The sequence below is a fragment of the Salinilacihabitans rarus genome, assembly GCF_024296665.1.
Classification (GTDB): domain Archaea; phylum Halobacteriota; class Halobacteria; order Halobacteriales; family Natrialbaceae; genus Salinilacihabitans; species Salinilacihabitans rarus.
This window is the reverse complement of sequence record NZ_CP100762.1, coordinates 2509630-2532987: the sequence shown is the minus strand read 5'-3', so window position 1 is coordinate 2532987 and position 23358 is coordinate 2509630. Positions and strand designations below refer to the sequence as shown.

The window sequence follows — 23358 nt, the reverse complement described above, 5'->3', positions numbered from 1 at the left end:
TTACAGATAGCCGAGCGCGTCCTCGATTCGGCCGAGTTCCGGTCCGGTCGTGTCCTGACCGACGACGTAGCCCGACTCGTTTGCGAGCAGGCCGGAGCCGACCAGCGGCGCGCCGTAGTTGATCGTGCCGACGTCGGCGCGGACGTCGAGTACCTCCTCCAGGTGGTCGAGTTCGGCGTCGGTCGCCTTCGGGTGACAGAGCACGCCCTCGTTGGTCGCGACGGCCGCCATCCCGACGGTGCGCACGCCGGCGAGGTCGCCGCGCTCGACGGGGACGTCGAGGGCCTCCTCGACCGCCTGTACGGCCTCCCGCGGGAGGTCGGCGTGGACGTACGCGCCGTAGTCGTTCGCGAGGACGACGTTCCCCGCGGCGTTGACGGCCCCGGGAAGGGCGACGACGGGCAGGTCGACGGCCTCCTCGAGTCGCTCCCGCTCGGATTCGAGGACGCGGCTGCTGACCAGCAGGCCGTTCTCGTTGCCCGTCGCCAGCGCGCCGACCGTCGACGCGCCGCCGACGGTCGTCGACACGGCGGGCACCGCGAGTTCCGCTGAGAGGTCGGCGACGAGGGCGTCGTCGGCGTCGGGACGGACCAGCACGCACGAGTCGGTCGCGCGGGCGAAGACGCCGACGTACGCCGACCCCGCGAAGGCGGCGCGAAGCAAGTTACTCGGCGACCTCGGCTTCGACGACGGCCTCGCCCGCCTCGTCGAAGCGCGCGGCGCGGACGCGGAGCTTTCGGGGTGGGTTCGACCGGCCGTTCGACCAGACGGCCTCGTTGATCGAGGGGTCCAGTCGGATGGCGTCCTCGTCGACCGCGAAGTGCTTGGCGAGGTGTTCGCGGACGATGGTCATCGCGAGGTCGGCGGCCTCGTGGTTGGCCCCCTTCTTCACGTCCCGCAGCGGTACCGTCACGACGCGTTCTTCGAAATCACTGGCGCTCATGGCTCTCGATCACTCGTCGGTGTCGCTTCGCCGCCAGTTACGGCGCTTGGGGTTTCGCTGCACTTCCATGTCCGTCTTGAGCATGACCCAGACCGGAACGCGGCTGTTCTGGTTCTCGAGTTTGGCCAGCCGCTTCTTCTTGGCCTTCGATTTCTTGCCCATAGTGGACGGACGTAGCTTACGCTGGCTTAAAATCTTGTCCATCTGAACGGCGATCAGCCGAGCGGGAACCGCTCGACCGTCGAGTACGCCGGTCCGTCGGGCGTCAGCGTGCTCTCGGTGAGGCGTACCTCGTCGACGGTCGTCTCGCCGACGGTCGGGTCGCGCTCGCGGACGAGTCTCCGAACGAGGTCCTTCCCGCCGGCGTGTTCCATCCGCGCGAGGGTGACGTGCGGGGTGAACTCGTGGCTCTCGGGCTCGAACCCCATCGCCGTCGTCCGCTCCTCGACGGCCTCGTGGAGCCGGGTCAGTTCCTCGCCGCCCGCCTCGACGCCCAGCCAGAGGACGCTGATGTAGTCGAGACTCGGGAAGACCCCCAGCCCGCCGTACCGCGCGGTGAAGGGGTCGACCCCCGCGTCGGCGACCGCGGCGTCGAGTTCCCGGCACAGTGCCGGCAACCGATCCTCGTCGACCTCGCCGAGGAACTTCAGGGTGACGTGGGCCTGCTCCGGGTCGGTGACGTTCAGCCCCGAGGCGTCCGCGAACGCCTCCTGGAGGTCGGCGACCGGTTCCGCGAGTTCGTCCGGCAGGTCGACGCTGACGAACAGTCGCATACCGGAGGTTCGGAGCCGCCGGACTTGAAACCGTCCTCCTGCCGGGCAGACCTTTTCGGGTCGGCGACGCGTACGCCACACGCCCGCGATGAGCGCACGCTCCCGCCGCAGCCTCCGGACGACCCTCGGCGCCGCCGACGCCGCCGTCCACCTCGCGGTCGCGGCCGCGCTCGTGCTCGGGCGCAGCGCCGGGGGCGGCTTCTCGGTCGTCACGGCCGCCTTCCTCGGACTGCTCGCGGTCGCCGCCGGCCTCGTCGCGCCGGCGTACCTCGGGGACGTCGGTCGGCGCGTGCGGGCGGCGGTGGGGTGTGAGCCGGCCGTCGACGTCGCGCTCGCCGCGGTCGCAGCGGCCGCGTTCGTCGGCGCGACGGTCGACCTCTTCGTCGCACCGGCCGTCGCGGCCGTCCGGCCCCACCTCGTCGGCCTCGGTTGCGGGGTCGGGCTGGCGTGGACCGCCCTCCTCCTCGGACGGACGAGCGGGTGGTTCCTTAACGTTCGAGCGACCACCGACTAGATGGAATGGTCGAAGCCGCCGGCATCGATCTGCTGAACCTGCTCGCGGTGCTCACGCTCGCGTGGATCGTCGGGACCCTCGCCGAGCGCGCCGGCTACCCGGCGCTGATGGGCGAACTGCTCGCCGGCATCGTCTTCGGCCCCGCGCTGCTCGGCGTGTTGCAGCCGGCGCCGGAGCTCGACGTGCTGGCCGAACTCGGCGTCTTCCTGCTGATGATCTACGTCGGCATGGAGGTGGACATCCACGAACTCGTCCAGCTCGGCCCGCAGGCGCTGATGGTCGCCTTCGGCGGGTTCGTCGTCCCGTTCGCCCTCGGCTACGGCCTCGGCGTCGCCATCGGCGCCTCCATCGAGCAGGCGCTGTTCGTCGGCATCGCGATGGCGGCGACCTCGCTCGCGACCAAGTCGCGCATCCTGGTCGACCTCGACATCCTCGACACCCGCATCGCGAGCGTCCTGCTCGGCGGCGCGCTCCTCTCGGACGTCGGCGTGATGGTCGTCTTCGCGGGCGTGACCGGCTTCGTCGAGACGGGCGACGTCTCCCTGCTGGGGCTGGCGACGCTGACCGCCGAGGCGCTCGCGTACTTCGCGATCGTGATCGTGGTCGGCGACCGCTTTCTCCCGTACCTCTGGGAGCACCTCGAACGGCGGATGGAGCGCCACGACTTCGTCGACAAGACGTCGGCGTTCACCGTCGCGCTCGTGGTCTCGCTGTCCTTCGCGTTCTTCGCCGCCGCCGTCGATCTGCACATGATCGTCGGCGGCTTCATGGCCGGGCTGTTCCTCCGGCAGGCCCAGCTCGAACCCGACATCTACGAGCACATGTACACGGTCATCTACGACCTCGCGATGGGCTTTTTCGCCCCGATATTCTTCGTGACGGTCGCGTTCGACCTCAGCCTCGGGGTGTTCACGGAGAACCCGCAACTGCTGGCCGCCGTCGTCGTGGTCGCGTTCGTCGGCAAGATCGCCGGTAGCTGGCTGTTCGCGCTGCCGACGAAGCTCTCCGCGAGGGAGGGGCTGGTGATCGGCTTCGGGATGAACGGCCGCGGCACCGTCGAGATCGTCATCGTCTCGATCGCCCTCTCGTCGGGCATCATCGGTCAGGAGCTGTTCTCGGTGCTCGTGTTCACGGCCATCTTCACCACCGCGCTCGTCCCCGTCACGGTCAAGTGGGGCGTCGACTGGCTGCGCCGGAGCGACGACCTCGTCTTCACCGACGCCGCGGGGACCGAGCCCGAGGTCTGAACGCGCCCGCCGGCCCGTCGGGACGCTCGCGGCCGAGCGCAGGTCTTAACCATCGCGGCACCCAACTCCGCGCCGATGACCGACCAGGGCGAGCGCGACCGCGACCGCGGGCACCGCTTCTCCGAAGGTGCCGGCTTCGACGATCCCTACGACGAGTTCGACCTCGATCCACCGGAGCTAGACGTCGACCCCGCGAAGGTCGACCCCGTCGACTCGCGCGTCATCGCGGACACGCTCGACCAGCACCAGATCCCGAAAGCGCAGGTCGACGCCGAGGAACTGCTCGACGTGGGGCTGAACTACATGCGGATCAACCGCTTCGAGCAGGCGACCGACGCGTTCGAGCGCGCGGCCCGCTTCGCCGACGACGACCTCGTCGAACAGGAGGCGTGGGTGAACAAGGGCGTCGCCCACGCCGAACTCGAGGAGTACGACGAGGCGATCGGCGCCCACCGCGAGGCGCTTCGGATCGACGACGAAAGCGAGCACGCCGCCAGCGCCGAGACGAATCTCGCGTACGCCCTCTGGGAGTTCGGCGAGACCGCGGGGGCGCTCGAACACGCCGAGCGCGCCGTCGAGATCGACGAACGGTTCGCCCAGGGCTGGTACAACCGGGCGTTCTTCCTCGCCGAGCGCGGCCTCGCCGAGGAGGCACTGCACTGCGTCGACAACGCGATCCGCCTCGGCCTGCGCGACGCGCAGGTACTCGAGGAGAAAGCCCGTATCCTCGAAGAACTCGGCGAGTACGACGAGGCCGAGGAGATCGCCGAGGAGGCAAACGAGATGCGCGAGCGCGCCGAGGAACGCCTCGTCGAGGAACGCGAGCGGATGCGAGAATGACCGGCGACACCGCCGACGGCGCCGGCGCCGACGGCTCGCTGATCGTCCGCGAGCGCGAGACCGAGGAGGGGTTGCTGGTCGCGGTCTGTGACCGGGAGGTCCTCGGCGAGACCTTCGAGACCGGCGACCTCTCGCTGACGGTCACCGAGGAGTTCTACGCCGGCGACGAGGTCGACGAGGAGGCCGTCGTCGACAGTCTGGCGCGGGCGACTGTCGCCAACATCGTCGGCACCCGCTCGGTCGCCCTCGCCGTCGAGGCCGGGTTCGTCGAGGAGGCGAACGTCCTCGACATCGGCGAGACGCGACACGCCCAACTGCTGCGGCTGTTCTGAGATCCCGTCGACCGTCGACGCGATTGCGAATTACCATCGGACACGAAGGTTTTTGAGCGGGGAAGCGTACTCGTGGGTATGCACTCCGCGCTCTCGCGCACGATCGACTGGCTCCGCCAGCCGGAGTACACCGGCGAGAACCGCTGTATCCCGTGTACGGCTGTCAACATGGCGATCGCGGTCGTCCTCGCGGCGGCCGCCGCGATCGCCGTCCCGCCGGCCGGGCCCGTCGTCCTCGGCGTCTCGCTCGGGGCGATCTACTTCCGCGGCTACCTCGTCCCCGGGACGCCGACGCTGACGAAACGGTACTTCCCCGACTGGCTGCTCGCGGCGTTCGACAAGGCCCCCGCCGACTTCGAGGCGCCGGAGGCGACGGACGTCGGTCGGGACGGGGCCAACCCCGAGGAGACGTTGCTCGACGCCGGCGTCGTCGCCCCCTGCGACGACGTCGACGACCTCTGTCTCGCCGACGACGTCCGCGAGGCGTGGCGCGAGCGGGTCGTCGAGTACCGGGACGGCGACCGCGAGCGGCAGGTGGCCGCGTTCCTCGGGGTCGACCCCGACGGGGTCGCCGTCGCCTCGCGCGGGGAGACCGACGCCGTCGGCGCCCGTGTCGACGGCGGCCTCGCCGGGCGCTGGGAGTCCGAAGCCGCGCTGCTGGCCGACATCGCCGGCGCCGACGTGCTCGCCGACCGGGTCGACGGCTGGGGGGCGCTGTCGGTCCAGACCCGCAGTCGGGTGGCAAGCGGCCTCCGGGCGTTCGTCGAGGTCTGTCCGACCTGTGACGGCCCGATCTCGATCGACGAGGAGACCGTCGAGTCGTGCTGTCGCTCCCGTCAGGTGTACGCGGTCACCTGCGACGACTGCGGGTCGCGGATCCTCGAAGTGGCACAGTAGCCGGCTCCGCTCGACCGAACCGCCGCGAGCGCCGGGCACGACCGAAGGAGTGTTTTGTGTGGGGACCCTCCGTACGGACAATGAGCCAGCAAGACCTCGAGCCCCTCGACGTCGAGGGGATCCGCGAGGACTTCCCCATCCTCGACCGGAGCTTCGACGGCGAGCGGCTCGTCTACCTCGACAACGCGGCGACGACGCACACCCCGGAGCCGGTCGTCGAGGCGATGAGCGACTACTACCGGCGGTACAACTCGAACGTCCACCGCGGCATCCACCACCTCAGCCAGGAGGCCTCGATCGCCTACGAGGAGGCCCACGACCGCGTCGCCGAGTTCGTCGGCGCCGACGGCCGCGAGGAGATCATCTTCACGAAGAACACGACCGAGGCCGAGAACCTGATCGCCTACTCGTGGGGGCTGAACGAACTCGGCCCCGGCGACGAGGTCGTGCTCACGGAGATGGAACACCACGCCTCCCTCGTGACGTGGCAACAGATCGCCCGGCGGACGGGCGCGGACGTGAAGTACGTCCGGATCACCGAGGACGGCCGGCTGGACGTAGACCACGCCCGCGAGTGCATCACCGACGACACCGCGATGGTGAGCGCGGTCCACGTCTCGAACACGCTCGGCACCGTCAACCCCGTCTCGGAACTGGTCGACATCGCCCACGACCACGGCGCGCTCGCGTTCATCGACGGGGCGCAGGCGGTCCCCAACCGGCCCGTCGACGTGAACGCGATCGACGCCGACTTCTACGCCTTCTCCGGCCACAAGATGGCCGGCCCCACCGGCATCGGCGTCTGCTACGGCAAACGCGAGTTGCTCGAAGGACTCGCGCCGTACCTCTACGGCGGCGGCATGATCCGCAAGGTGACCTTCGAGGAGTCCACGTGGGCCGAACTCCCGTGGCGGTTCGAGCCCGGCACGCCCCCCATCGCCGAGGCCGTCGGCCTCCACGCCGCCGTCGACTACCTCGAAGGGATCGGGATGGAACGCGTCCGCGAGCACGAGGAGGGGATCGCCGCCTACGCCTACGAACGGCTGGCCGAGTTCGACGACGTCGAGATCTACGGCCCCGAACCCGGCCCCGAGCGGGGCGGCCTCGTCGGCTTCAACCTCGAATCGGTCCACGCCCACGACCTCGCCTCGATCATGAACGACCACGCCGTCGCCATCCGCGCGGGCGACCACTGCACCCAGCCGCTACACGACAAACTCGGCGTCGCCGCCTCCGCGCGGGCCTCGTTCTACGTCTACAACACCCGCGAGGAGGTCGACAAACTGGTCGAGGCGGTCGAGGACGCGCGGGACCTGTTCGCGTAACGCGACCCGCGTCCGGGCCGTCGCGCGACGACGGGTCTGCGGGCGGTCGGAACCCTTTTCGGGGGGACGACCGTACCGACGCGTACGATGGGACTGGGCTCGGACATGTACAGACAGCAGATCCTCGACCACTACAAGAACCCCCGCAACTACGGGGAACTCGAGGACCCCACCTTCTCGCACGTCGGCGAGAACCCGATGTGCGGCGACGAGATCCGCATGGACGTCCGTCTGGAGGAGGACGGCGAGACCATCGAGCGGGTCGCGTTCTCCGGCGACGGCTGTGCGATCAGCCAGGCCTCCGCGAGCATGCTCTCGACCGAACTCGCGGGCAAGACCGTCGACGACCTGCTGGAGATGGACCGCGACGACGTCACCGACATGCTCGGCGTCGACATCTCGCCGATGCGGGTCAAGTGCGCGGTGCTGGCCGAGAAGGTCGCACAGGACGGCGCCGAGATCTACCGCGGCGAACTCGACAAGGACAAGACGACGACCGAGGACTGATTCTGCTCGGTCCCCGACTCGCCGCCGGTGAGCCTGCGGGCCGGCGGCCGCGTACAGTCGGTTCGGCACGCGACGCCGTCGCGTGACGGCCGACCACGCTCGCAAGCCGCGGTCCTACCCGCCGTCGCGGCGAAGCGACCGCATGGTCGAGACGGCCACCGGCTTCGTCCTCGGGGCGGTCATCGGCTCGATCGCGACCGCCGCGGGCTCGTACCTGCTGTACTGGAAGCGCGAGCGCGACGCCGCCCGACGGCTCCGACAGGCGCTCGCCGAGGAACTCCGGTCGTACGACTACGTCGACGAACTGGTCGCCGACGGCGGCTACGAGCGGGTGACCGAGCGCGTCGAGGCGCCGGTGATCTACGAGTCGGCCGCCGGCGACCTCGGGAGGCTCACCGACGAGGAGATCGACGGACTGGTCGCGTTCTACGCCGGCGTCCGCTGGCTACACGGCCTCGAAGACCCCGAGGACAAGAAAGCGCGGATCGAGGCGGTCGTCGAGAAGCGACGGGCGGCGCTCGACGCGCTGGAATGACCGGCGGCGGCGCGCGGCGTTTCGGCGGTTCCGGCGCCGTTGGACCCACGGGTAGGCTTTTGTCGTCCAGCGGCGTACGGAGTCCGATGATTACCGAGATTTCCGAGGGAACGGAGGACGAACGCCGATCCGTCACCGAAGCCATCGTCGACGCCGTGGCGGCGGCCGCGGACAGGGACCCGCTCGGGTTGCCGCCGCTGTGGGACGTGGTCGATCCGGAGGCGCTGGACGCGCTGTTCGAACCGACGCGAGGTGGGCGGCCGCGGGCGGGCCGCGTCACGTTCACGTACTGCGGGTACGAGGTCACCGTCGACGACCGGGAACGGGTGACGGTCTCGCTCGCCCCGCCCGGCGACGACCGGGCGGCGCGAGGCGGGAGGAAAACGGGATCGGGATCGGGATCGGGATCGGGTTAACCGGTCACTCGGGCTTCAGACCCCCGTCCTGGACGCGCATGACGGCCTCGCCGTCGGCGAGGTTCGGCGCGTCGACGAGGCGGACGATGCGCTTGTCGCCCTTGGACTTGCGGAGGTAGATGCGGAACGTCGACTTGTGGCCGAGGATGTTGCCGCCGATGGGCTTGGTCGGGTCGCCGAAGAACGCGTCGGGGTTCGAGGAGACCTGGTTCGTGACGACGATGGCGGCGTTGTAGAGGTTGCCGACCTTGTCGATGTCGTGGAGGTGCTTGTTGAGTTTCTGCTGGCGGTCGGCGAGGTTGCCGCGGCCGACGTACTCCGCGCGGAAGTGCGCGGTCAGCGAGTCGACACAGAGCAGGCGGACCGGGTACTCGGAGTCCTCGTGTTCGCCGGCGAGTTCCTGTGCCTTCTCGGCCAGCAGCATCTGGTGGTTGGAGTTGAACGCCTTCGCGACGTGGATCTTCTCGAGGACGTCGTCGACGAGGGCCTCCATCGTCTCCTCGTCGTCGGGGCTGCCCTCGATCTCGCGGTCCTCGAGGGTCGCCTCGATGGCCTCCTCCGGGAGCCCGCGGACCATGTCGTCGATGCGCTCGGGCCGGAAGGTGTCCTCGGAGTCGATGAAGATGACGCTGCCGTGGAGGCCGCCGACCTCCTGTGGAAGCTGGACGTTGACGGCCATCTGGTGGGTCACCTGGGACTTGCCGGCGCCGAACTCGCCGTACACCTCGGTGATCGACTGGGTCTCGATGCCGCCGCCGAGGAGGTCGTCGACCTCGTCGATGTGCCAGGTGAGTTTGCCGATCTTGTTCCGTCGCTCCAGCACCGCGGAACCGGTCTCGAAGCCGCCGATGTCGGCGGCGTCGCGGGCGGCCGTCACGATGTCGGCGGCGGTCGACTCGCCGACGTCGGCCGTGTTCGACAGCTCCGAGGGGGAGGCGACGGCCAGACTCTGGAAGGAGTCGAAGCCAGCGTCTTTGAGTTTGTCCGCGGTCGCCGGTCCGACGCCCGGGAGGGTCTCGAGGTCTACGTCTGCCATACCCGTCCGTTGCGCCGGATCCCTCATAAAGCCTCGTTAACAGGAGAGTGAAAGTGAAAGTGCCGGGCGGCGGCCGGGCGACGCCGGGTCGGTGCCGAGGGTTCAGGTACGAGGGCGCGCTACGGCGACGGGTCGACGTCCCACGCCAGACAGGCGAGGCGGTCGTCCTCGCGGGCGACGTAGAGGCGGCCGTCGGCGAGCGCCGGGCCGGTCGCGACGGGGGCGTCGAGCGGGAGGTGCCAGTCGAAGTCGAGGTCGTCGCGGTCGATCCCGTAGAGGCCGCCGCTGGCGTCGGCGACGCAGCAGACGTCGCCCGCGACGGCCGGCGACCCGCGGGGACGACCGTCGAGTCCGATTCCCTTCTTCGCGAACAGCAGTCCCCGGAGCTTTCGGTTGCCGAACGTCGTGTCGGTGACGTGAACGTAGCCGTCGGCGGCCGGGACGAACGTCGTTTCGTCGACGACCGTCGGCGAGGAGGTGAAGGCCGCGCCGGCCTCGTAGGCGAACCACGTCTGGCCCGTCTCGGCGTCCAGTGCGAGCAGCGTCCCGTCGTCGTCGGCGACGTACGCCCGGTCGTCGACCGCGGTCGGTCCGCCGACGACCGTCCCGTCCGTGGGTGCCTTCCACTCCTCCTCGCCGGTCTCGGCGTCGAGGGCGTGGACCGCCTCGTCGGCCGTGCCGACGTAGACGCGCCCGTCGGCGACGGCCGGGGCGCCGGCGACGGGGCCGTACGTCTCGTTCGCCCAGCGGAGGTCGCCGGTCGCCGCGTCGAGCGCCGTCAGCCCGTCGGCGTCGCCGACGTAGAGGGTCCCGTCTGCGAGCGCGAGGTCGGCCTCGACCGGCGCCGTCGCCTCGTACTCCCAGCGGCGGTCGCCCGAGGTCGCGTCGAGGGCGGCCACGGTCCCGTCCGCGCGGGCGACGCCGACGACCCCGTCGGCCGCGGCGGGCGTCGAGGCGACGGGGTCGAACGCCTCCGAGACCCACCAGCGGTGGCCCGACTCGGCGTCGAAGGCGTAGAGGTTGCCGCGGTCGTCGCCCGCGTAGACGGTCTCCCGGCCGAGGACCGGCGCGCCGACCGGCGCCCCGGAGAGGTCGGCCGTCCACGCCGCTTCGGGTCGGTCCGGCCCCTCGACGTCGACTCGCAGCCCCGTGTTCCGGGCGTCGCCCCGGAACTGGTTCCAGTCGCTCACCGGGTCGGGGTACGCACGACGGCGTCAAAACGGATGCGAAACGCGAACGCGGAACGCGACTTCGGGGCTACTCCCACGGGTGGCGCCCGCTCGCGCTCGGCCACAGCGGGTACCAGTACTCCTTCTCGCGTTCGATCTCGAGTTCGCCGTCGAGTACCGACTCGAGTTTGAACTCGACGCCCGAGTCGCGTTCGCGGCCCGGGCGGGGGGCGAACGGGTAGAACGCCCCCCGGCGGAACGAGTAGATCCAGTAGGCCGGCCCCTTCTCGCCCTCGTAGCCGAAGACCGCGGCGAGCAGCCGCGAGCCGTAGCCGCGCTCGACGAACGTGTCCGCCGCGAAGTGCATGCTCGTGACGAGGTCCTCGGGGTCCGACTCCTCGAAGACGACCCAGTGGTAGCCGTGGTCGTCCTCCGTGACCGCGAAGTCGGTGCCGGTGTCCTCGCGGCCGGCCTCGAGGATCGCCCGCACCTCGTCGACGGCGTCGCGGAAGTCGGTGGAGTCGACGCCGGCGAAGCAGAGCGCGCCCGCGCCGACCGACTCGTAGCCGAGGTCGGCCTCCATCGTGAGGTAGGCGGTGCTCATCCCGAAGAGGTCCTCGGGGTCGGCGTCGCGGCTCGCGTCCGTCTCCGCCCGGGTGCCGAAGATGGCGCGGAGTCCGTCGAGCAGTCCCATGCGTCGAGGCAGGGTACCGAACCGGTAAAGTGTCACTGGTCGACGGCGCCGGCGTCCCCCCGGCGGGGCGCCGTCGGGCGGCGCCGACGAGCGAGATCGGACGACGACGACGCCCTGACGGGGCGAATCGCCCGACGGCGTGGCGTCTTACGCCGCGGGCGACGCGAACCGGCACCCCTCGCCGTTCGTACTTTATTTTGTGAGACAAATAGCTGTAAAATGTCTGACGGGGTTTTATGGTATCGCCCGTGATACCGTTGTTCCCCTGTCAGCGAGGGAGACACTCGGCGAAGACGGGGATTCAGCCATGAACGCGTCAGAGAGCAACAGTCCACGCCCGAGCGGAGACCCGACGATCAACACCGCCCACACCCACCACGACCCGGACGACGGGGAGTCGCTGTCCGCCACCGTCGTCTCGACCGTCGCGGAACTGTCCGGGACGGAGCCGACCGACCTCGAACTGCTGTACGACCGCGTCGACCCCGACGCGCTGGACGAAATCTTCGCGGCCACGAACTCGGACAGCCGGCGGGCCGACGGCCACCTGTGGTTCCCGCTTGCCGGCTACGGCGTCACGGTGTACGGGGACGGCTTCGTCGTCGTCCGCCGCCTCGAGTGATCAGGCCACCTCGAGTTCGCGTTCGAGCTGGCGCAGCCGCTCGACCCGGCGATCGGTGGATGGGTGGGTGCTGAACAGCCGCCCGACGACCCCCGACCTGATCGGGATGATGAAGAAGGCGTTCATCTCCGCCTCCTCGCGGAGGTCCTGCTTGGGAACCTCGTCCATCCGCCCCGAGATCTTGAGCAGGGCCGACGCCAGCGCCGACGGGTTGCCGGTGATGACCGCGGCCCCGCGGTCGGCGGAGAACTCGCGGTACCGCGAGAGCGCGCGGATCAGCAGGTAGCTGACGATCCAGACGACCAGCGAGACGAGGATGGCGACGACGACGCCGCCCTGCTGTCGGTTGCGCCCGCCCCCGAAGAACGCGCCCCAGCGGACGATCATGAACGCGATCGTCGAGAGGAACGAGGCGATCGTCATCACCATCATGTCGCGGTTTTTCACGTGCGAGAGTTCGTGTGCGAGCACGCCGTCGAGTTCCTCGCGGGTGAGGGTGTTCAGTAGCCCCGTGGTCACCGCGACGGCGGCGTTTTTCTGGTTGCGTCCGGTCGCGAACGCGTTGGGAACCCCCGAGTCGACGACCGCCACCTTCGGCTTGGGGAGGTCGGCCTGCTGGGAGAGGCGCTCGATCGAGGCGTGCAACTCGGGGTACTCGTCGTCCGAGACCGTCCGCGCGCCCATGCTCCGGAGGGTGAGCGTGTCGCTGAAGTAGTACTGCACCATCGACATCCCGCCGAACAGCACCGCGAAGACGAGCAGACCGCCCCTGAAGTAGGCGGTGATCACGCCGGCGAAGACGATGTACAGCGCGAACAGCAGGAACATCGTCAGAAACATTCGAAACCGCAGCCCCCAGTCCGTCTGCCAGTTCATGCGAACCAGTACGGACGCGAGCGGGATAAGTGTCGCCGCATCGGTCCGTCGCACGCGGGGGCCGACTTGTCACCGCCCCAACACCTATCGACGCCGACACGCGAACCCCCCTATTTCGCCTGGAGGCCGTGTGGCCCGGCAACGTCTGACGGGCCACCCGAAGGACGAGTCTGACGGACGTCTGACGGATCGATCCCCGTGCTCGACCGGAACCGGAGGGGTCCGCGCGGGCGGGGTCCGCGCCGCGCCGATCGGACGGGTCGACCCGGGAACCCGAGAACGACCGGTTCGTAGCCCGCAGACGCTCTCCGGCGATCCGGCGCCGCCGTCGCCGGACGCGCAACCCCCTCGTTTCGTGTGGAGTTTTCACGCCGTGAAAATAGGCCGACGTCCCGCGGACCCCTTCGCTTCGAGTGGAGTTTTCAGCGCGCGAGAACGAATCGAGGCGGCGGCGACCGTCCGGGACGTCGAACGGGCCGCTTATGGAGATCAATCGCCAACCGTGACCGATGAGCGACACGCGCGCGTTCTGTCCGCGCTGTGGCGATCCGGTGCCCGAGCGGTCGGAGAGCGACGCGTCCGACCCGCTGCGGCCCGGCGCCGAGGTCGACCTCTGTGACGCCTGTTACTTCGAGGACTTCGAGTTCGTCGACGCGCCGGACCGGATCGACGTGCGCGTCTGCGCGCAGTGCGGTGCGGTCCACCGCGGTCGACGGTGGGTCGACGTCGGCGCACAGGATTACACCGACGTCGCGATCGAGGAGGTCAGCGAGGCGCTGGGCGTCCACGTCGACGTCGAGGACGTCGCCTGGCAGGTCGAACCCGAGGAGGTCGACCGGAACACGATCCGGATGCACTGTTACTTCACCGGCGTGGTGCGAGGCACCCCGGTCGAAGAGCAGGTGACGGTGCCCGTCAAGATCGCCCGCCAGACGTGTACGCGCTGTGGCCGGATCGCCGGCGACTACTACGCGAGCGTCGTCCAGATCCGGGCCGCCGAGCGTACCCCGACGGCCGAGGAGGTCGAACGGGCGAAGACGATCGCCAATACCGTGGTCGCCGACATGGAGGCGACGGGCGACCGCAACGCGTTCGTCACCGAGATGGGCGAGGTCGACGACGGGCTAGACGTCAAGGTCTCGACCAACAAGATCGGCAAGAAGATCGCCAACAAGATGGTCGAGGAGTACGGCGGCACCGTCACCGACTCGGAGACGCTCGTCACCGAGGACGAGGACGGCAACGAGGTCTACCGCGTCACCTACGCGGTCAGGCTCCCGCCGTACACGCCGGGCGACGTGATCGACCTCGCGGACGACGACGGCGGCCCGGTGCTCGTCCGCAGCGCCCACGGCAACCTCAAGGGGACCCGCCTCACCACGGGCGAGCGCTACGAGGCGAGTTACGAGGAGGGCGCCTCCCCCGACGCGCGCAAACTGGGCGAGCACGAGGACGCCGTCGAGACCACCGTCGTGGCGGTCGAGGACGACCACGCCGTCCAGGTGCTCGACCCCGAGACCTACCAGGCGAAGACGGTCGCCCGACCCGACTACTTCGACCCCGGGGCCGAGACCGTCTCCGTGCTGAAAAGCCGCGCCGGCCTGCACGTCCTGCCCGACGAGAGCGATGACTGAGGACGAGGCCCCGCTCGCCGCCGTCGTCGAGAAAGGCCGCTCGGAGGCCGCCATCGCGTCGCTGCGCGCCGAGGGCGTCTACGACGACGACCGGCGCGTCCGCGAGTACGACGCCGAGACGGTCGCGCTCCCGATCACCGACCCGCCCGCCGAGACGGCCGTCCGCGAGGTGATCCGGCAGGTCGACCCCGAGTACCGCCGTCGCGACCTCGACGACCTCCTCGCCGAGCGCGGCTGGAGCGACGCCGAGATCGCGGCCGCGCCGGGGTCGTGGGCCGTGATCGGTTCGGTCGTCCTCGTGTGCGTTCCCGAGGACTGCCCCGACGAGGCCGCCCTCGCCGACGCGCTGCTCGACCTCCACGGCGAGGCCGAGACCGTCCTCGCCGACGAGGGGATCGAAAACGACGGCGAAGCCGGCACCTACCGCGAGCCCCGGACGCGCCACCTCGCCGGCGCGCGGGACACGGAGACGGTCCACGTCGAACACGGGATCCGGTACGGCCTCGACCCCGCGCGCGTGATGTTCTCGCCGGGCAATCAGGCCGAGCGCGCCCGCGCCGGCGACCTCGTCGACGCCGACGAGCACGTCTTCGACATGTTCGCCGGCGTCGGCTACTTCACGCTGCCGATGGCCCGCGCCGGCGCGCGGGTGACCGCGACCGAACTCAACCCGACCGCGTTCCGCTACCTGCTGGAGAACGCGGTGCGCAACGACGTCGCCGACCGCGTCGACGCCTACACGACCGACTGCCGCGACCTCGCTGGAGACCTGTCGGTCGACCGGGTCGTGATGGGCTACTACGGCCGGGCCGACGGCGTCGACGAGTCGGGCGACGGGACCCGCACGGAGGAGGCCCACGAGTTCCTCCCGGCCGCCCTCGCGGCGCTCCGGCCGGGCGGCGTCCTCCACTACCACGAGGCGACGCCGGAGGCGCTGCTGTGGGAGCGCCCGCTCGAACGCCTCGAATCGGCGGTCGAGGCGGCGGGACGCTCGCTCGACGTCCTCGACCGCCGGCGCGTCAAGAGCCACAGCGCGGGGGTCGCCCACGTCGTCGTCGACGCGCGGGTTGACTGACCCGCGTGCGTGACTTTCTTGCCCCCGGCGGGAGAACGAACTCACGATGGACAGAAGTCAGGTCTTCGCGCTGCTGTTTGCCGTCCTGATGGTCACCTCGATGGTGGCCTACACGGCGTCGCTGGCGCTCTGAGCGGCCGCCGACGCCGCGGCGGCGGGACGGCCGGCCGCGCCGGTACGGATCGTAACGGTTTACCTAGACTGGCGTGAACTTTCATCGAGATGACCGACGAGCCGGACCGCGACGTCGCCTACCTCTCGGCGTCGGCCGCGCGCGTCGACCTGCTCGAACGCCTCGCCGACGGTCCGGCGCGGCCGGCGGACCTCGTCGAGGCGACCGGCGCCTCGCGGACGACCGTCCACCGGACGCTCGCCGACCTGCGCGAGCGCGACTGGTGTCGCCGGGACGACGGCACGTACGTCGCCACCGGCCTCGGCGAACTGGCCCTCGAAAGCTACCGGCGCGCGCGGGCGCGGTTCCGGACGCTCGACCGGGTCGCTCCGGTCTTCGCCCACCTCGACGGCGTCGACGGCCTCGACCCCGCCTGGCTCGAGACGGCCCGGGTCGCGTCGGCGACCGCGGAGAACCCCCAGCGGCCGGTCGAGTGGTACGCCGACCGCCTCGAAGCGGCCGACGGCGACCGGTTCCGGGGCGTCTCGCCGGTCATGAGCCGCCAGTTCATGACGCTGCACGCGCCCATCGTCTACGGCGACGCGCCGACCGAACTGGTCCTCGGCGAGGAGACGTTCCGGTTCGTCGAGCAGCGGTACCCCGAACGGCTCCGCGAGTCGGTCGCGCTCGACGGCTACGACCTCTACGTCGCCGCGACCGCGCCGTCGATGGGCGTGACGCTCTACGGCGAGACGGTCTTCCTCGGGGCGTACGACGGCGGTCGCCTCGCCGGCGTCGTCGAGAGCGACGACGACCGACTGCGCGAGTGGGCCCGCCGGTGGTACCGGCGCCACCGCGACGGCGCGCGCCCGGTCGACCCGGCCGACCTCGCGGCGCCGGAGTGAGGTCGGGTGTTTCACCCCCTGAAACACGTCCCGGGGCGTAGATAATTGGGAGACGGCGCCGACCGTCGACACGGCGGCAGTCGGTCGCGATGCTCGGACACCCCTGCGATTGTGCCCTCTGACTGACACCGGACCGCGCGTCGTCGACCGCCGACGGGAGTCGGGCTACCGGTCCGTCTCCCAGACGTCCGCCAGCGGACTCGACCGCGACGACCGTCGCGCCCGTCGCCGACGCCGCGAGGAGTACGACCCCTCGTCCCCGTCCCCGTCCGCGGCCGCGTCACCGCCGTCGCGACCCGACCCCTCGTTCGGCCCTCCGAGCGCCGTCCGCGGCTCGAACGCCGGCAGGTCCGGGCGCTCCATGCGGTCGACCTGATCGGCGAACCAGTCGGGCATGTCGGTTCTCGCCCGCTCGAACAGGTCGAGCAGGCTCGAATCCGCGAGGTACGTCGCCCCGCGGTCGTCGGGCGCGCGGACGACCCGCCCGCAGGCCTGGACGACCGTCCGCAGCGCCGCCCGGTAGTACCACGCCCACTGGCCCTGCTCCAGACGGTGGGCGACCCGCGAGTCGCTCGTGTTGAGGAAGGGCGCCTTGCACAGCACCTGCCACCGACAGAGGTCCCCCTTCAGATCCAGCGCCTCCTCCATCTTCACCGAGAGGAAGACGTCCGGGTCGCCGCTCGCCTTCCACGCCTCGAGGTCGGCGTCCCGGCCGTCCCGCGAGTGGGTGCGGACGCGCTCGCCGACGCCGAACTCCCGGAGGTACTCCGCCAGTCGTTCCTGGATGTCGTAGGAGTGGGCGTGGATCAGCCCCTTCTCGTCGGGGTGGGCCTGCATGATCCGGACGATCGTTCGGGCGACCTTCGGCAGCGTCTCGTCGCGGGCCTCGTAGGTCATCTTCCCCCGGGTGACGTCGTACAGCGGCCGGCGCTCGACGGGGAAGGTGTGGCCGACGTCGACGAGGGCGACGTTCGCGGGGTCGAGGCCGACGTGCCGGCAGAACGCCTCCTTGTTGAGAATCGTCGCCGACAGCAGGGCGAACCTGTTCCCGCGGTCCCAGACCGTGTGCGCGAGGTAGCGCTCGGGGTTCATCGGCTTGATCGTCAGCGGCCCGCCGACGTCCTCGTCGTCGGCGTCGGCGGGGTCGGCCTGATCGACCAGCCACGTCGTCGGGCTCTCCGGGTCGCGGTAGTCCGAGACGAACCAGTCGAGGTCGCCGCGCAGTTCCTGGAGGCGGTCGCGCTCGCGTACCTCCCGCGGGGAGAGTTCCTCCCGGCCGAGCAGGTCGTCCTTGCGGCGCTCGCAGACCCCGGCGAGGTTCTCCGCGAAGCGCGCGGCCCGGTCGAGGCCGTCGACCGCGGGGACCCGCAGGTCGTCCCAGAACGGCACCGTCCGCGGCCCCAGTCGGATCGTCGCGTACATCTCGGCCCACTCCGCCAGCCCGTGGGCCTCGTCGATCACGACGACGTCGCGCTTGCGGAACACCTCGCTGCCGGCGGTCTGCATGAAGTACGCGAGCGTCATCGCCGCGATCGACCGGTTCGAGGCGATCGCCCGGTCCGAGAAGTACGGACAGCGGTGGCGCACGGAGCAGTCGTAGCCGCGCTCGCGGACGCAGGGGGCCCGATCGACCGGCGTGTCGAGTTCCCCCGGCAGGATGCAGGTGTAGTTCGACTTCCCGCGGACGACGTTGAGGTCCGCGAGCAGGTCGTCGGCGGCGACGTCGTCCAGTTGCGAGACCTGCGGCGTCGTGTAGTAGGCGCCGGTCGCCTCGCTCGGGTCGGCCTCGTCGACCCGCCGGGCACAGCCGGCGACCGCCCGCGCGAGCAGGGACTTGCCGCTGCCGGTCGGCGCACGTACCAGCACCACGTCGTTGCCGGCCGCGAACGCGTCGCGGACGTCACGGAGGGCCCGTTCCTGGTTGCCGCGGTAGCTGGGCGCCGGAAACGCCTCGAAGATCCGCTCGGGGTTCACCGTTCGGGTGAGCGTCCGGCGGCGCCCTAAAGTCTGCGAAGCGTCTCCCGCCGCGAGGGCGACGGCCGGGGCGACACCCGGCGCCGGCGGCGGTGAAACCGACCCCTAGCGGTCGGTAGCGACCAGATTACGAATACGAACTCCGCCGTCGCCCCCGCGTGCGGAAGGGTCGCTCAGCGGAAGAGCACCGCGGGCCTCGCCCGCGGAGGCCTTCGGGCCTCGTGGCGTTCGAATCCCACCCCTTCCGCTTTTAGGGGCCGACGAGCCGCGACGTCTCCCCGTCGACCCGCTCCAGTCGCTCGACGTCCGCGGCCGTCGGCCCGTCCGGCAGCGCGTCGATACACGGGTAACAGAGCAGGTGCGTCGAGCCGTCCTCGAACTCGAGGGTCATGCCGGTGCCCTCGCTGCCGTCGCGGTCGCCGAACGTCCAGAGGTTGGCGACGCCGCCGGCGGCCGTGACGGCTCGTCCACAGCCGTCGCAGGTCCCCTGTGCCATAGCCGAATATCGGTCGCCGACGCTGAAAGTCGTTCCCCTCGGGCGGCCCCGCGACCGGCGACGACCGGGGGACAGTATTTGCGCGCCCGCGTCGTACGCCGTCGCATGGAGGTGAACTGCGAGGGCTGTGCGGGCTGTTGCATCGACTGGCGGCCGCTGCTCGACCCGGCCGTCAGGGAGGCGATCGAACACGAGCGCCGGGGGCCCCGGCGGCCGCTCGACGACACGTACAACCTCGTGCCACTCACCCGCGACGAGGTCCGGGCGTTCCTCGAAGCGGGCCTCGGCGACGCGCTGACCCCCCGGCTCTGGCGCGCGAGCGAGGCCGACGGGATCGACGGACGCGTCGAGGTCGACGGCCGCGAACTCGCCGCGGTCGCCGGCCGGCCCGCGTTCTTCGTCGGCCTGCGCAAGCCGCCGAAGCCGGTCGCGCCGTTCGACCGCGAGGCGGCCGCGTGGCTGCCGACCTGCGTCTTCCTCGATCCGACGACCCTGCAGTGTCGGATCCACGACGACGACCTGTACCCGAGCGAGTGCGCCGAGTACCCCGCGCACAACCTCGCGCTCGGCCAGGAGACCGAGTGCGAGCGCGTCGAGGGGGCCGTCGGCGGCGAGCGACTCGTCGACGACGCCCCCGACGACCCCGACGCCGGGAGCCTCCTGCTGGGCCCGCAGGCGATCGGTCAGAAGGTGTTCGTCCACCCCCGGCCCGGGGACCTCGCCGGGCGGGTCGACCGCCTCGCGGACGACGCCCTCAGCCGGGCGGACCGCGCGGAGTTCCTCGCCGTCGCGGCCGCCTCCAGCCCCGGGACGCTCTCGATATCGGAACCCCACTACGAGCGAGCGCGGGCGCGGGCGCTGGCGGCGGACTCGTGGGCCGGCCGCGCGATCCGCGAGTGGATGCGACGCCGCGACGGCGGGGAGACCCCCGACCCGGACGCGGCCCGCGAGGTCGAGGACGACCGCGGCGCACCCGGGACCCCGGGGTGGGACGCCGTGGAGGAGTCCGTACCGGGGGAGTGAGCACAGCCGCCGCTGCCGGTGGTGTCGTTCGCCGCGCGGCCGGGAGGGCGGTGCCGACGCTGCGAGCGGCCGCCAGCGACACGCCCCCGCAGAACAGTCGGCTCCGTCGGCCGCTAGTTGGACTTGATCTCCTCGAACTTGTTCAGGAGCGCCTCCGCCGAATCACCCGAGTCGTACTCGATCTTCCCGTGGTAGATCGTCCGCTCGTCGTCGAAGTCCGCGTCGACCTTCGAGGCCTGCTGCTCACGGCGCTCGTGCTCGTCCTCGTCATAGGCACCCATTGACATGGTAACTACACTCATATTTGGAAGTTGCCGCTAATCAATGTAACGGTCGTTCACACCCCCGCGGCGCGTGCACAGAAGTCGACCCGCCGCACTCGGGCGATTTTCCGGCGGGGAGACGCCGTGTGCGGAGGGGAAGACGTATGCACGCCGGCCCCGTACGGGTCGCCGTGGCACGGCCGCTTCGCTTTCGATATTCGCCCGAACACTGGAGCGAACAACGCGTTCGACGACGGATTTTCCAGCCCCTGAACAGCAACATCGGCGCCCGCGCCGTCGACCCCCGCTTCGACGCGGGCGGCGGCTGGGCGACCCACCGCTTCGAGATGCAAAACGGCGACGTCGCGCTGTTCGCCCGCCGCGACGACGAGGCCTACTGGATGGGCAACACCGAGACGCCGTCCTCGCTGTGGCGCACCGACAAGTTCGGCTGGCGCGAGGTCCCCTACCACGTCTCGCGGTGGGCCCAGCGCGAACTGCTCGCGACCCTCCACGAGGAGGAGCCGTGGCTCGCGGACTACCCGCACCTCTCGTGGTACTTCCTCCCGGTGTTCATGTCCAAGGACGGCCGCGAGTCGACCCGGTCGTTCTTCCGCGAACACGCCGCCGGCTTCCCCGACGCCGGCCGCCGCGAGGCGACCCGCTTCTTCGAGGCGTTCCTCTCGACCGGCGTCCTCGACGAGCACAGACACGTCATGTCGGGCAAACTCGGCACGAGCGACCACGTCGACCGCGTCCGCATGAGCGCCGCGATGGCCGAGTTCCTCGCGGCGAAGGTCCTCACCGACGCCGGCTACGACGTCGTCCCCGAGATCGAGGTGACGACGGGGCACTCGCTGGACTTCCGGGCGACCGACGAGGCGACGAACGTCCTCGTCGAGGTCACCCGACCCCAGCCGCCCGCGAACCGCGCGGCGGCGGGGCCCGTCGCCGCCGTCCGCGACACCGCCGAGACGAAGACGAACGGCCAACTCGAGAAACACGGCGGCGGCGCCGTCCTCTTCGTCGACTGTTCGAGTTTCCGTGACGACTCGTGGGCCGCGGTCCGCGGCGAGCGGCCGGACGTCCGCCACCGCCCGGCGGTCGTCTACCGGGCCCGCCCGGACGGGCGCGTCGAGGGCTACCGGAAGGGCGCGGTACCGCTGGACCTCGAAGGAGCGATCGAGTTCGTCGACTGAGCCGCAGAGGGACAGCTACGGGCCGTCAGAACGAGACCTGGTCGGGCGCGTACGGACTGCCGAGGGGCGTCGGGTCACGGTCGGAGTAACCGAAGCGGCCGATCGCCTTCCGGCTGACCGCCGAGTAGACCGCGAGACGGGCCTCCTCGGAGGACTCGAACGTCTCGCCGTCGAGGCGGGCGAGCGCGTCGCCGATCGTCTCGGAGCCGTTGGGGAGTTCGAGGGTCCGGTCGCCGTACGCTTCGATCAGGTCCTCGGTGGTCGCGGGGTACTCGTGGGCGTCGATGAGGTCGCCGGTGCCGTTGCGGAGCATCGTGGCCCCAACTGTGTGAACGATAATTATAAACATTGTCCATAAACGTTCTTTAGGTCGTCGGTACACCTTCGACTCCCTAGAGAGCCTAGAACGGGACCGCGTGCCACGGCGCGAGTGCGAAACGCTTTCGACCGGCCGGCGAGCGGTGTAGGTATGCCCTACGCCGACCTCCACGTCCACACCACCCGCTCGGACGGGAGCCTCGACCTCGCGGCGGTGCCCGCCGCCGCCCGCCGCGCGGGCGTCGAGGTGGTCGCGCTCACGGACCACGACCGCCGCCAGCCGTTCGACGACCCCGCCGTCGAGCGCGAGGGGGTGACGCTCGTCCACGGGATCGAACTCCGCGTCGAGGCCACCGACGGCCGGCGGGTGGACCTGCTCGGCTACGGCGTCGGACCCACGCCGGCCCTCGACGACGAGATCGAGCGGATCCAGCGCGACCGCCGCGAACGCGGCCGCGCGATCGTCGAGCGCGTCGAGGACCGCCTCGGGATCGACCTCGGACTGTCCGTCGACGAGGGGTTCGGCCGCCCCCACGTCGCCCGCGCGATCGACGCCCATCCCGACGCCGGCTACGACTACGAGGGGGCGTTCGAACACCTCATCGGGAACGACGGCCCGTGTTTCGTCCCGCGGGACGTCACCTCGTTCGCCCGCGGCCGCGACCTGCTCGCGGAGGCGTGTTCGGTCGTCGCGCTCGCCCACCCGCTGCGGTACCGCGACCCCGCGGGCGCGCTCGCCCTGACCGCGGCCCTCGACGCGGTCGAACTGGACTACCCATACGACCGCGAGGTCGACCTCGGGCCGGTCGAGCGGGCGATCGAGCGCCACGGCCTGCTCGCGACGGGCGGCAGCGACGCCCACGACGACCGCCTCGGACTGGCCGGCCTCTCGCGGGACGCGTACCGAACGCTGGAGCTTCCGACCCCCCGATCGGACCGATAGCGCAGGGTTCAATGCAGGTGGTACCGTACCGGTGGGTATGCACTGCCACTACTGCGACCGGGAGGCCGCGTTCGCCGCGGAGTCCGACGGGCTCAGAGTCGGCCTCTGCGAGGACCACTTCCGCGAGCGGTTGCAGGAACTCGCCGAGGCCGACGGGCTGGAGGCGCTGAAGGAGCGAGTCGACGTCGACCGCGCCGAGTGAGCCGGCGCTTCGCGATTTTCCTCGAGAACTGTCAGTCGTGTGCGTGACCGGGCCGCGAATCGGTCACGCCGTCCGCCCGGCGTCGACGTCGATCGCGTCGACCGGACAGACGTCCACGCAGAGCATGCAGTCGATGCACTGGGCCTCGTTGGCCGGATCCGCCTTCCGCTCGCTCTCCGGGTGACCCGGCGTGTCGACCCACTCGAAGACGTCGACCGGGCAGTCCTCGAGGCAGGCGCCGTCGGCGAGGCAGATGTCGAAGTCGACGGCGACGTGGGTGCCGTGGATGCCGAGTTCCTCGGGTTCGTCGACCGGCCCCCAGACGGCGTGGCCCTCGTGTTCGTCGACCTTCTCTCGGTTCTCGTTGAACTGCGGATCTATGGCCATTGCTAGCAGAGGCGAACGGGCGACGCGGACTTAAAAGTATGGACCCGAAAACCGCCGGGAGCGCCGGTCGACCTTTCCCCGTCGAGACCGTACCCAACCCC

The 23358-nt window shown here is 70.6% G+C and carries 30 protein-coding genes and 1 tRNA gene; 18 read left to right on the top strand and 13 right to left on the bottom strand.

Going from position 1 to position 23358, the window contains the following annotated elements:
* The 4 genes from NKG98_RS13225 to thpR are packed head-to-tail and all read right to left on the bottom strand — an operon-like array spanning position 1 to position 1716.
* Entirely contained in the window at positions 1-663 is a 663-nt protein-coding gene (locus NKG98_RS13225; RefSeq protein WP_254766389.1) for a translation initiation factor IF-6, read from the bottom strand.
* Between the two features lies 1 nt (position 664).
* Positions 665-943 (bottom strand): 50S ribosomal protein L31e, encoded by a 279-nt coding sequence (locus NKG98_RS13220; protein ID WP_254766388.1) that lies wholly within the window; start codon positions 941-943, stop codon positions 665-667.
* 9 nt (positions 944-952) lie between these two features.
* Positions 953-1105, bottom strand: a complete 153-nt coding sequence (locus tag NKG98_RS13215; RefSeq protein WP_254766387.1) for a 50S ribosomal protein L39e — start codon at positions 1103-1105, stop codon at positions 953-955.
* Positions 1106-1158: 53 nt separating this feature from the next.
* Positions 1159-1716: an RNA 2',3'-cyclic phosphodiesterase gene (thpR, locus tag NKG98_RS13210; protein WP_254766386.1), complete on the bottom strand. Its 558-nt coding sequence runs from the start codon at positions 1714-1716 to the stop codon at positions 1159-1161.
* A gap of 88 nt (positions 1717-1804) precedes the next feature.
* Between thpR and NKG98_RS13205 the strand changes: the two genes are divergently transcribed.
* The 9 genes from NKG98_RS13205 to ddfA all read left to right on the top strand — a co-directional run bounded on the left by NKG98_RS13205 (position 1805) and on the right by ddfA (position 8329).
* On the top strand, positions 1805-2230 hold the full coding sequence (locus tag NKG98_RS13205; RefSeq protein WP_254766385.1) for a hypothetical protein: 426 nt from the start codon (positions 1805-1807) through the stop codon (positions 2228-2230).
* Between the two features lie 5 nt (positions 2231-2235).
* A complete protein-coding gene (locus NKG98_RS13200; RefSeq protein ID WP_254766384.1) occupies positions 2236-3477 on the top strand; it encodes a cation:proton antiporter in 1242 nt (413 codons plus the stop codon).
* A 75-nt stretch (positions 3478-3552) separates the two neighbouring features.
* Positions 3553-4317, top strand: coding sequence for a tetratricopeptide repeat protein (locus NKG98_RS13195; protein WP_254766383.1), 765 nt, complete (start codon positions 3553-3555; stop codon positions 4315-4317).
* A gap of 38 nt (positions 4318-4355) precedes the next feature.
* Positions 4356-4649: a DUF424 domain-containing protein gene (locus NKG98_RS13190; protein ID WP_254769474.1), complete on the top strand. Its 294-nt coding sequence runs from the start codon at positions 4356-4358 to the stop codon at positions 4647-4649.
* A gap of 78 nt (positions 4650-4727) precedes the next feature.
* Positions 4728-5546: a DUF8054 domain-containing protein gene (locus NKG98_RS13185; protein WP_254766382.1), complete on the top strand. Its 819-nt coding sequence runs from the start codon at positions 4728-4730 to the stop codon at positions 5544-5546.
* Positions 5547-5626: 80 nt separating this feature from the next.
* Entirely contained in the window at positions 5627-6871 is a 1245-nt protein-coding gene (locus NKG98_RS13180) for a cysteine desulfurase (RefSeq protein WP_254766381.1), read from the top strand.
* An 87-nt stretch (positions 6872-6958) separates the two neighbouring features.
* The gene (gene sufU, locus NKG98_RS13175; RefSeq protein WP_254766380.1) at positions 6959-7378 is read left to right on the top strand and encodes a Fe-S cluster assembly sulfur transfer protein SufU; all 420 of its coding nucleotides are present in this window, start codon (positions 6959-6961) and stop codon (positions 7376-7378) included.
* A 142-nt stretch (positions 7379-7520) separates the two neighbouring features.
* Entirely contained in the window at positions 7521-7913 is a 393-nt protein-coding gene (locus tag NKG98_RS13170) for a hypothetical protein (protein ID WP_254766379.1), read from the top strand.
* A gap of 86 nt (positions 7914-7999) precedes the next feature.
* On the top strand, positions 8000-8329 hold the full coding sequence (ddfA, locus tag NKG98_RS13165; protein ID WP_254766378.1) for a DdfA family disk-determining factor: 330 nt from the start codon (positions 8000-8002) through the stop codon (positions 8327-8329).
* A 4-nt stretch (positions 8330-8333) separates the two neighbouring features.
* Here the strand turns inward: ddfA and radA are convergent, their stop codons facing one another.
* The 3 genes from radA to pspAB form a co-directional block, all read right to left on the bottom strand.
* Positions 8334-9365: a DNA repair and recombination protein RadA gene (radA, locus tag NKG98_RS13160; protein WP_254766377.1), complete on the bottom strand. Its 1032-nt coding sequence runs from the start codon at positions 9363-9365 to the stop codon at positions 8334-8336.
* 119 nt (positions 9366-9484) lie between these two features.
* Entirely contained in the window at positions 9485-10555 is a 1071-nt protein-coding gene (locus NKG98_RS13155) for an outer membrane protein assembly factor BamB family protein (RefSeq protein WP_254766376.1), read from the bottom strand.
* 67 nt (positions 10556-10622) lie between these two features.
* Positions 10623-11228, bottom strand: a complete 606-nt coding sequence (gene pspAB, locus NKG98_RS13150; protein WP_254766375.1) for a PspA-associated protein PspAB — start codon at positions 11226-11228, stop codon at positions 10623-10625.
* Between the two features lie 307 nt (positions 11229-11535).
* Here pspAB and NKG98_RS13145 point away from each other — a divergent pair, with 307 nt between their 5' ends.
* The gene (locus NKG98_RS13145) at positions 11536-11850 is read left to right on the top strand and encodes a HalOD1 output domain-containing protein (protein WP_254766374.1); all 315 of its coding nucleotides are present in this window, start codon (positions 11536-11538) and stop codon (positions 11848-11850) included.
* On the opposite strand, the gene htpX is transcribed toward NKG98_RS13145, so the two are convergent.
* Entirely contained in the window at positions 11851-12726 is an 876-nt protein-coding gene (gene htpX, locus NKG98_RS13140; protein ID WP_254766373.1) for a zinc metalloprotease HtpX, read from the bottom strand.
* A gap of 509 nt (positions 12727-13235) precedes the next feature.
* On the opposite strand from htpX, the gene NKG98_RS13135 reads away from it, so the two are divergent.
* From NKG98_RS13135 to NKG98_RS13125, 3 genes are all read left to right on the top strand, one after another.
* Positions 13236-14360 carry a 60S ribosomal export protein NMD3 gene (locus NKG98_RS13135; RefSeq protein WP_254766372.1) on the top strand — a complete coding sequence of 375 codons (1125 nt, stop codon included), beginning with the start codon at positions 13236-13238 and terminating at the stop codon, positions 14358-14360.
* Positions 14353-15435, top strand: a complete 1083-nt coding sequence (locus tag NKG98_RS13130; protein WP_254766371.1) for a class I SAM-dependent methyltransferase — start codon at positions 14353-14355, stop codon at positions 15433-15435. Before NKG98_RS13135 ends, NKG98_RS13130 begins: the two co-directional genes overlap by 8 nt.
* Positions 15436-15657: 222 nt before the next feature.
* Complete coding sequence (locus NKG98_RS13125; protein WP_254766370.1) at positions 15658-16452, top strand: helix-turn-helix transcriptional regulator; 795 nt, start codon at positions 15658-15660, stop codon at positions 16450-16452.
* Positions 16453-16617: 165 nt separating this feature from the next.
* Here NKG98_RS13125 and NKG98_RS13120 read toward each other — a convergent pair whose 3' ends face one another.
* A complete protein-coding gene (locus NKG98_RS13120) occupies positions 16618-18426 on the bottom strand; it encodes a helicase C-terminal domain-containing protein (protein ID WP_254766369.1) in 1809 nt (602 codons plus the stop codon).
* 162 nt (positions 18427-18588) lie between these two features.
* Here NKG98_RS13120 and NKG98_RS13115 point away from each other — a divergent pair.
* Positions 18589-18673 (top strand) — tRNA-Glu (locus tag NKG98_RS13115).
* A 3-nt stretch (positions 18674-18676) separates the two neighbouring features.
* Here NKG98_RS13115 and NKG98_RS13110 read toward each other — a convergent pair.
* Positions 18677-18922, bottom strand: coding sequence for a DUF7561 family protein (locus NKG98_RS13110; RefSeq protein ID WP_254766368.1), 246 nt, complete (start codon positions 18920-18922; stop codon positions 18677-18679).
* A gap of 105 nt (positions 18923-19027) precedes the next feature.
* Here NKG98_RS13110 and NKG98_RS13105 point away from each other — a divergent pair, with 105 nt between their 5' ends.
* Positions 19028-19945 (top strand): YkgJ family cysteine cluster protein, encoded by a 918-nt coding sequence (locus tag NKG98_RS13105; RefSeq protein WP_254766367.1) that lies wholly within the window; start codon positions 19028-19030, stop codon positions 19943-19945.
* A gap of 113 nt (positions 19946-20058) precedes the next feature.
* Here NKG98_RS13105 and NKG98_RS13100 read toward each other — a convergent pair whose 3' ends face one another.
* Positions 20059-20232 carry a DUF5786 family protein gene (locus NKG98_RS13100; protein WP_254766366.1) on the bottom strand — a complete coding sequence of 58 codons (174 nt, stop codon included), beginning with the start codon at positions 20230-20232 and terminating at the stop codon, positions 20059-20061.
* Positions 20233-20399: 167 nt separating this feature from the next.
* On the opposite strand from NKG98_RS13100, the gene NKG98_RS13095 reads away from it, so the two are divergent.
* Complete coding sequence (locus NKG98_RS13095) at positions 20400-21407, top strand: DUF5784 family protein (RefSeq protein ID WP_254766365.1); 1008 nt, start codon at positions 20400-20402, stop codon at positions 21405-21407.
* Between the two features lie 25 nt (positions 21408-21432).
* On the opposite strand, the gene NKG98_RS13090 is transcribed toward NKG98_RS13095, so the two are convergent.
* Positions 21433-21720 (bottom strand): DUF5789 family protein, encoded by a 288-nt coding sequence (locus NKG98_RS13090; RefSeq protein ID WP_254766364.1) that lies wholly within the window; start codon positions 21718-21720, stop codon positions 21433-21435.
* 156 nt (positions 21721-21876) lie between these two features.
* Here NKG98_RS13090 and NKG98_RS13085 point away from each other — a divergent pair, with 156 nt between their 5' ends.
* Together NKG98_RS13085 and NKG98_RS13080 are read left to right on the top strand one after the other, a co-directional pair.
* Positions 21877-22668: a PHP domain-containing protein gene (locus tag NKG98_RS13085; protein WP_254766363.1), complete on the top strand. Its 792-nt coding sequence runs from the start codon at positions 21877-21879 to the stop codon at positions 22666-22668.
* A 37-nt stretch (positions 22669-22705) separates the two neighbouring features.
* Positions 22706-22870 carry a DUF6757 family protein gene (locus NKG98_RS13080; protein WP_254766362.1) on the top strand — a complete coding sequence of 55 codons (165 nt, stop codon included), beginning with the start codon at positions 22706-22708 and terminating at the stop codon, positions 22868-22870.
* A 63-nt stretch (positions 22871-22933) separates the two neighbouring features.
* Here NKG98_RS13080 and NKG98_RS13075 read toward each other — a convergent pair whose 3' ends face one another.
* A complete protein-coding gene (locus tag NKG98_RS13075; RefSeq protein WP_254766361.1) occupies positions 22934-23257 on the bottom strand; it encodes a 4Fe-4S dicluster domain-containing protein in 324 nt (107 codons plus the stop codon).
* Positions 23258-23358 lie beyond the last annotated feature (101 nt).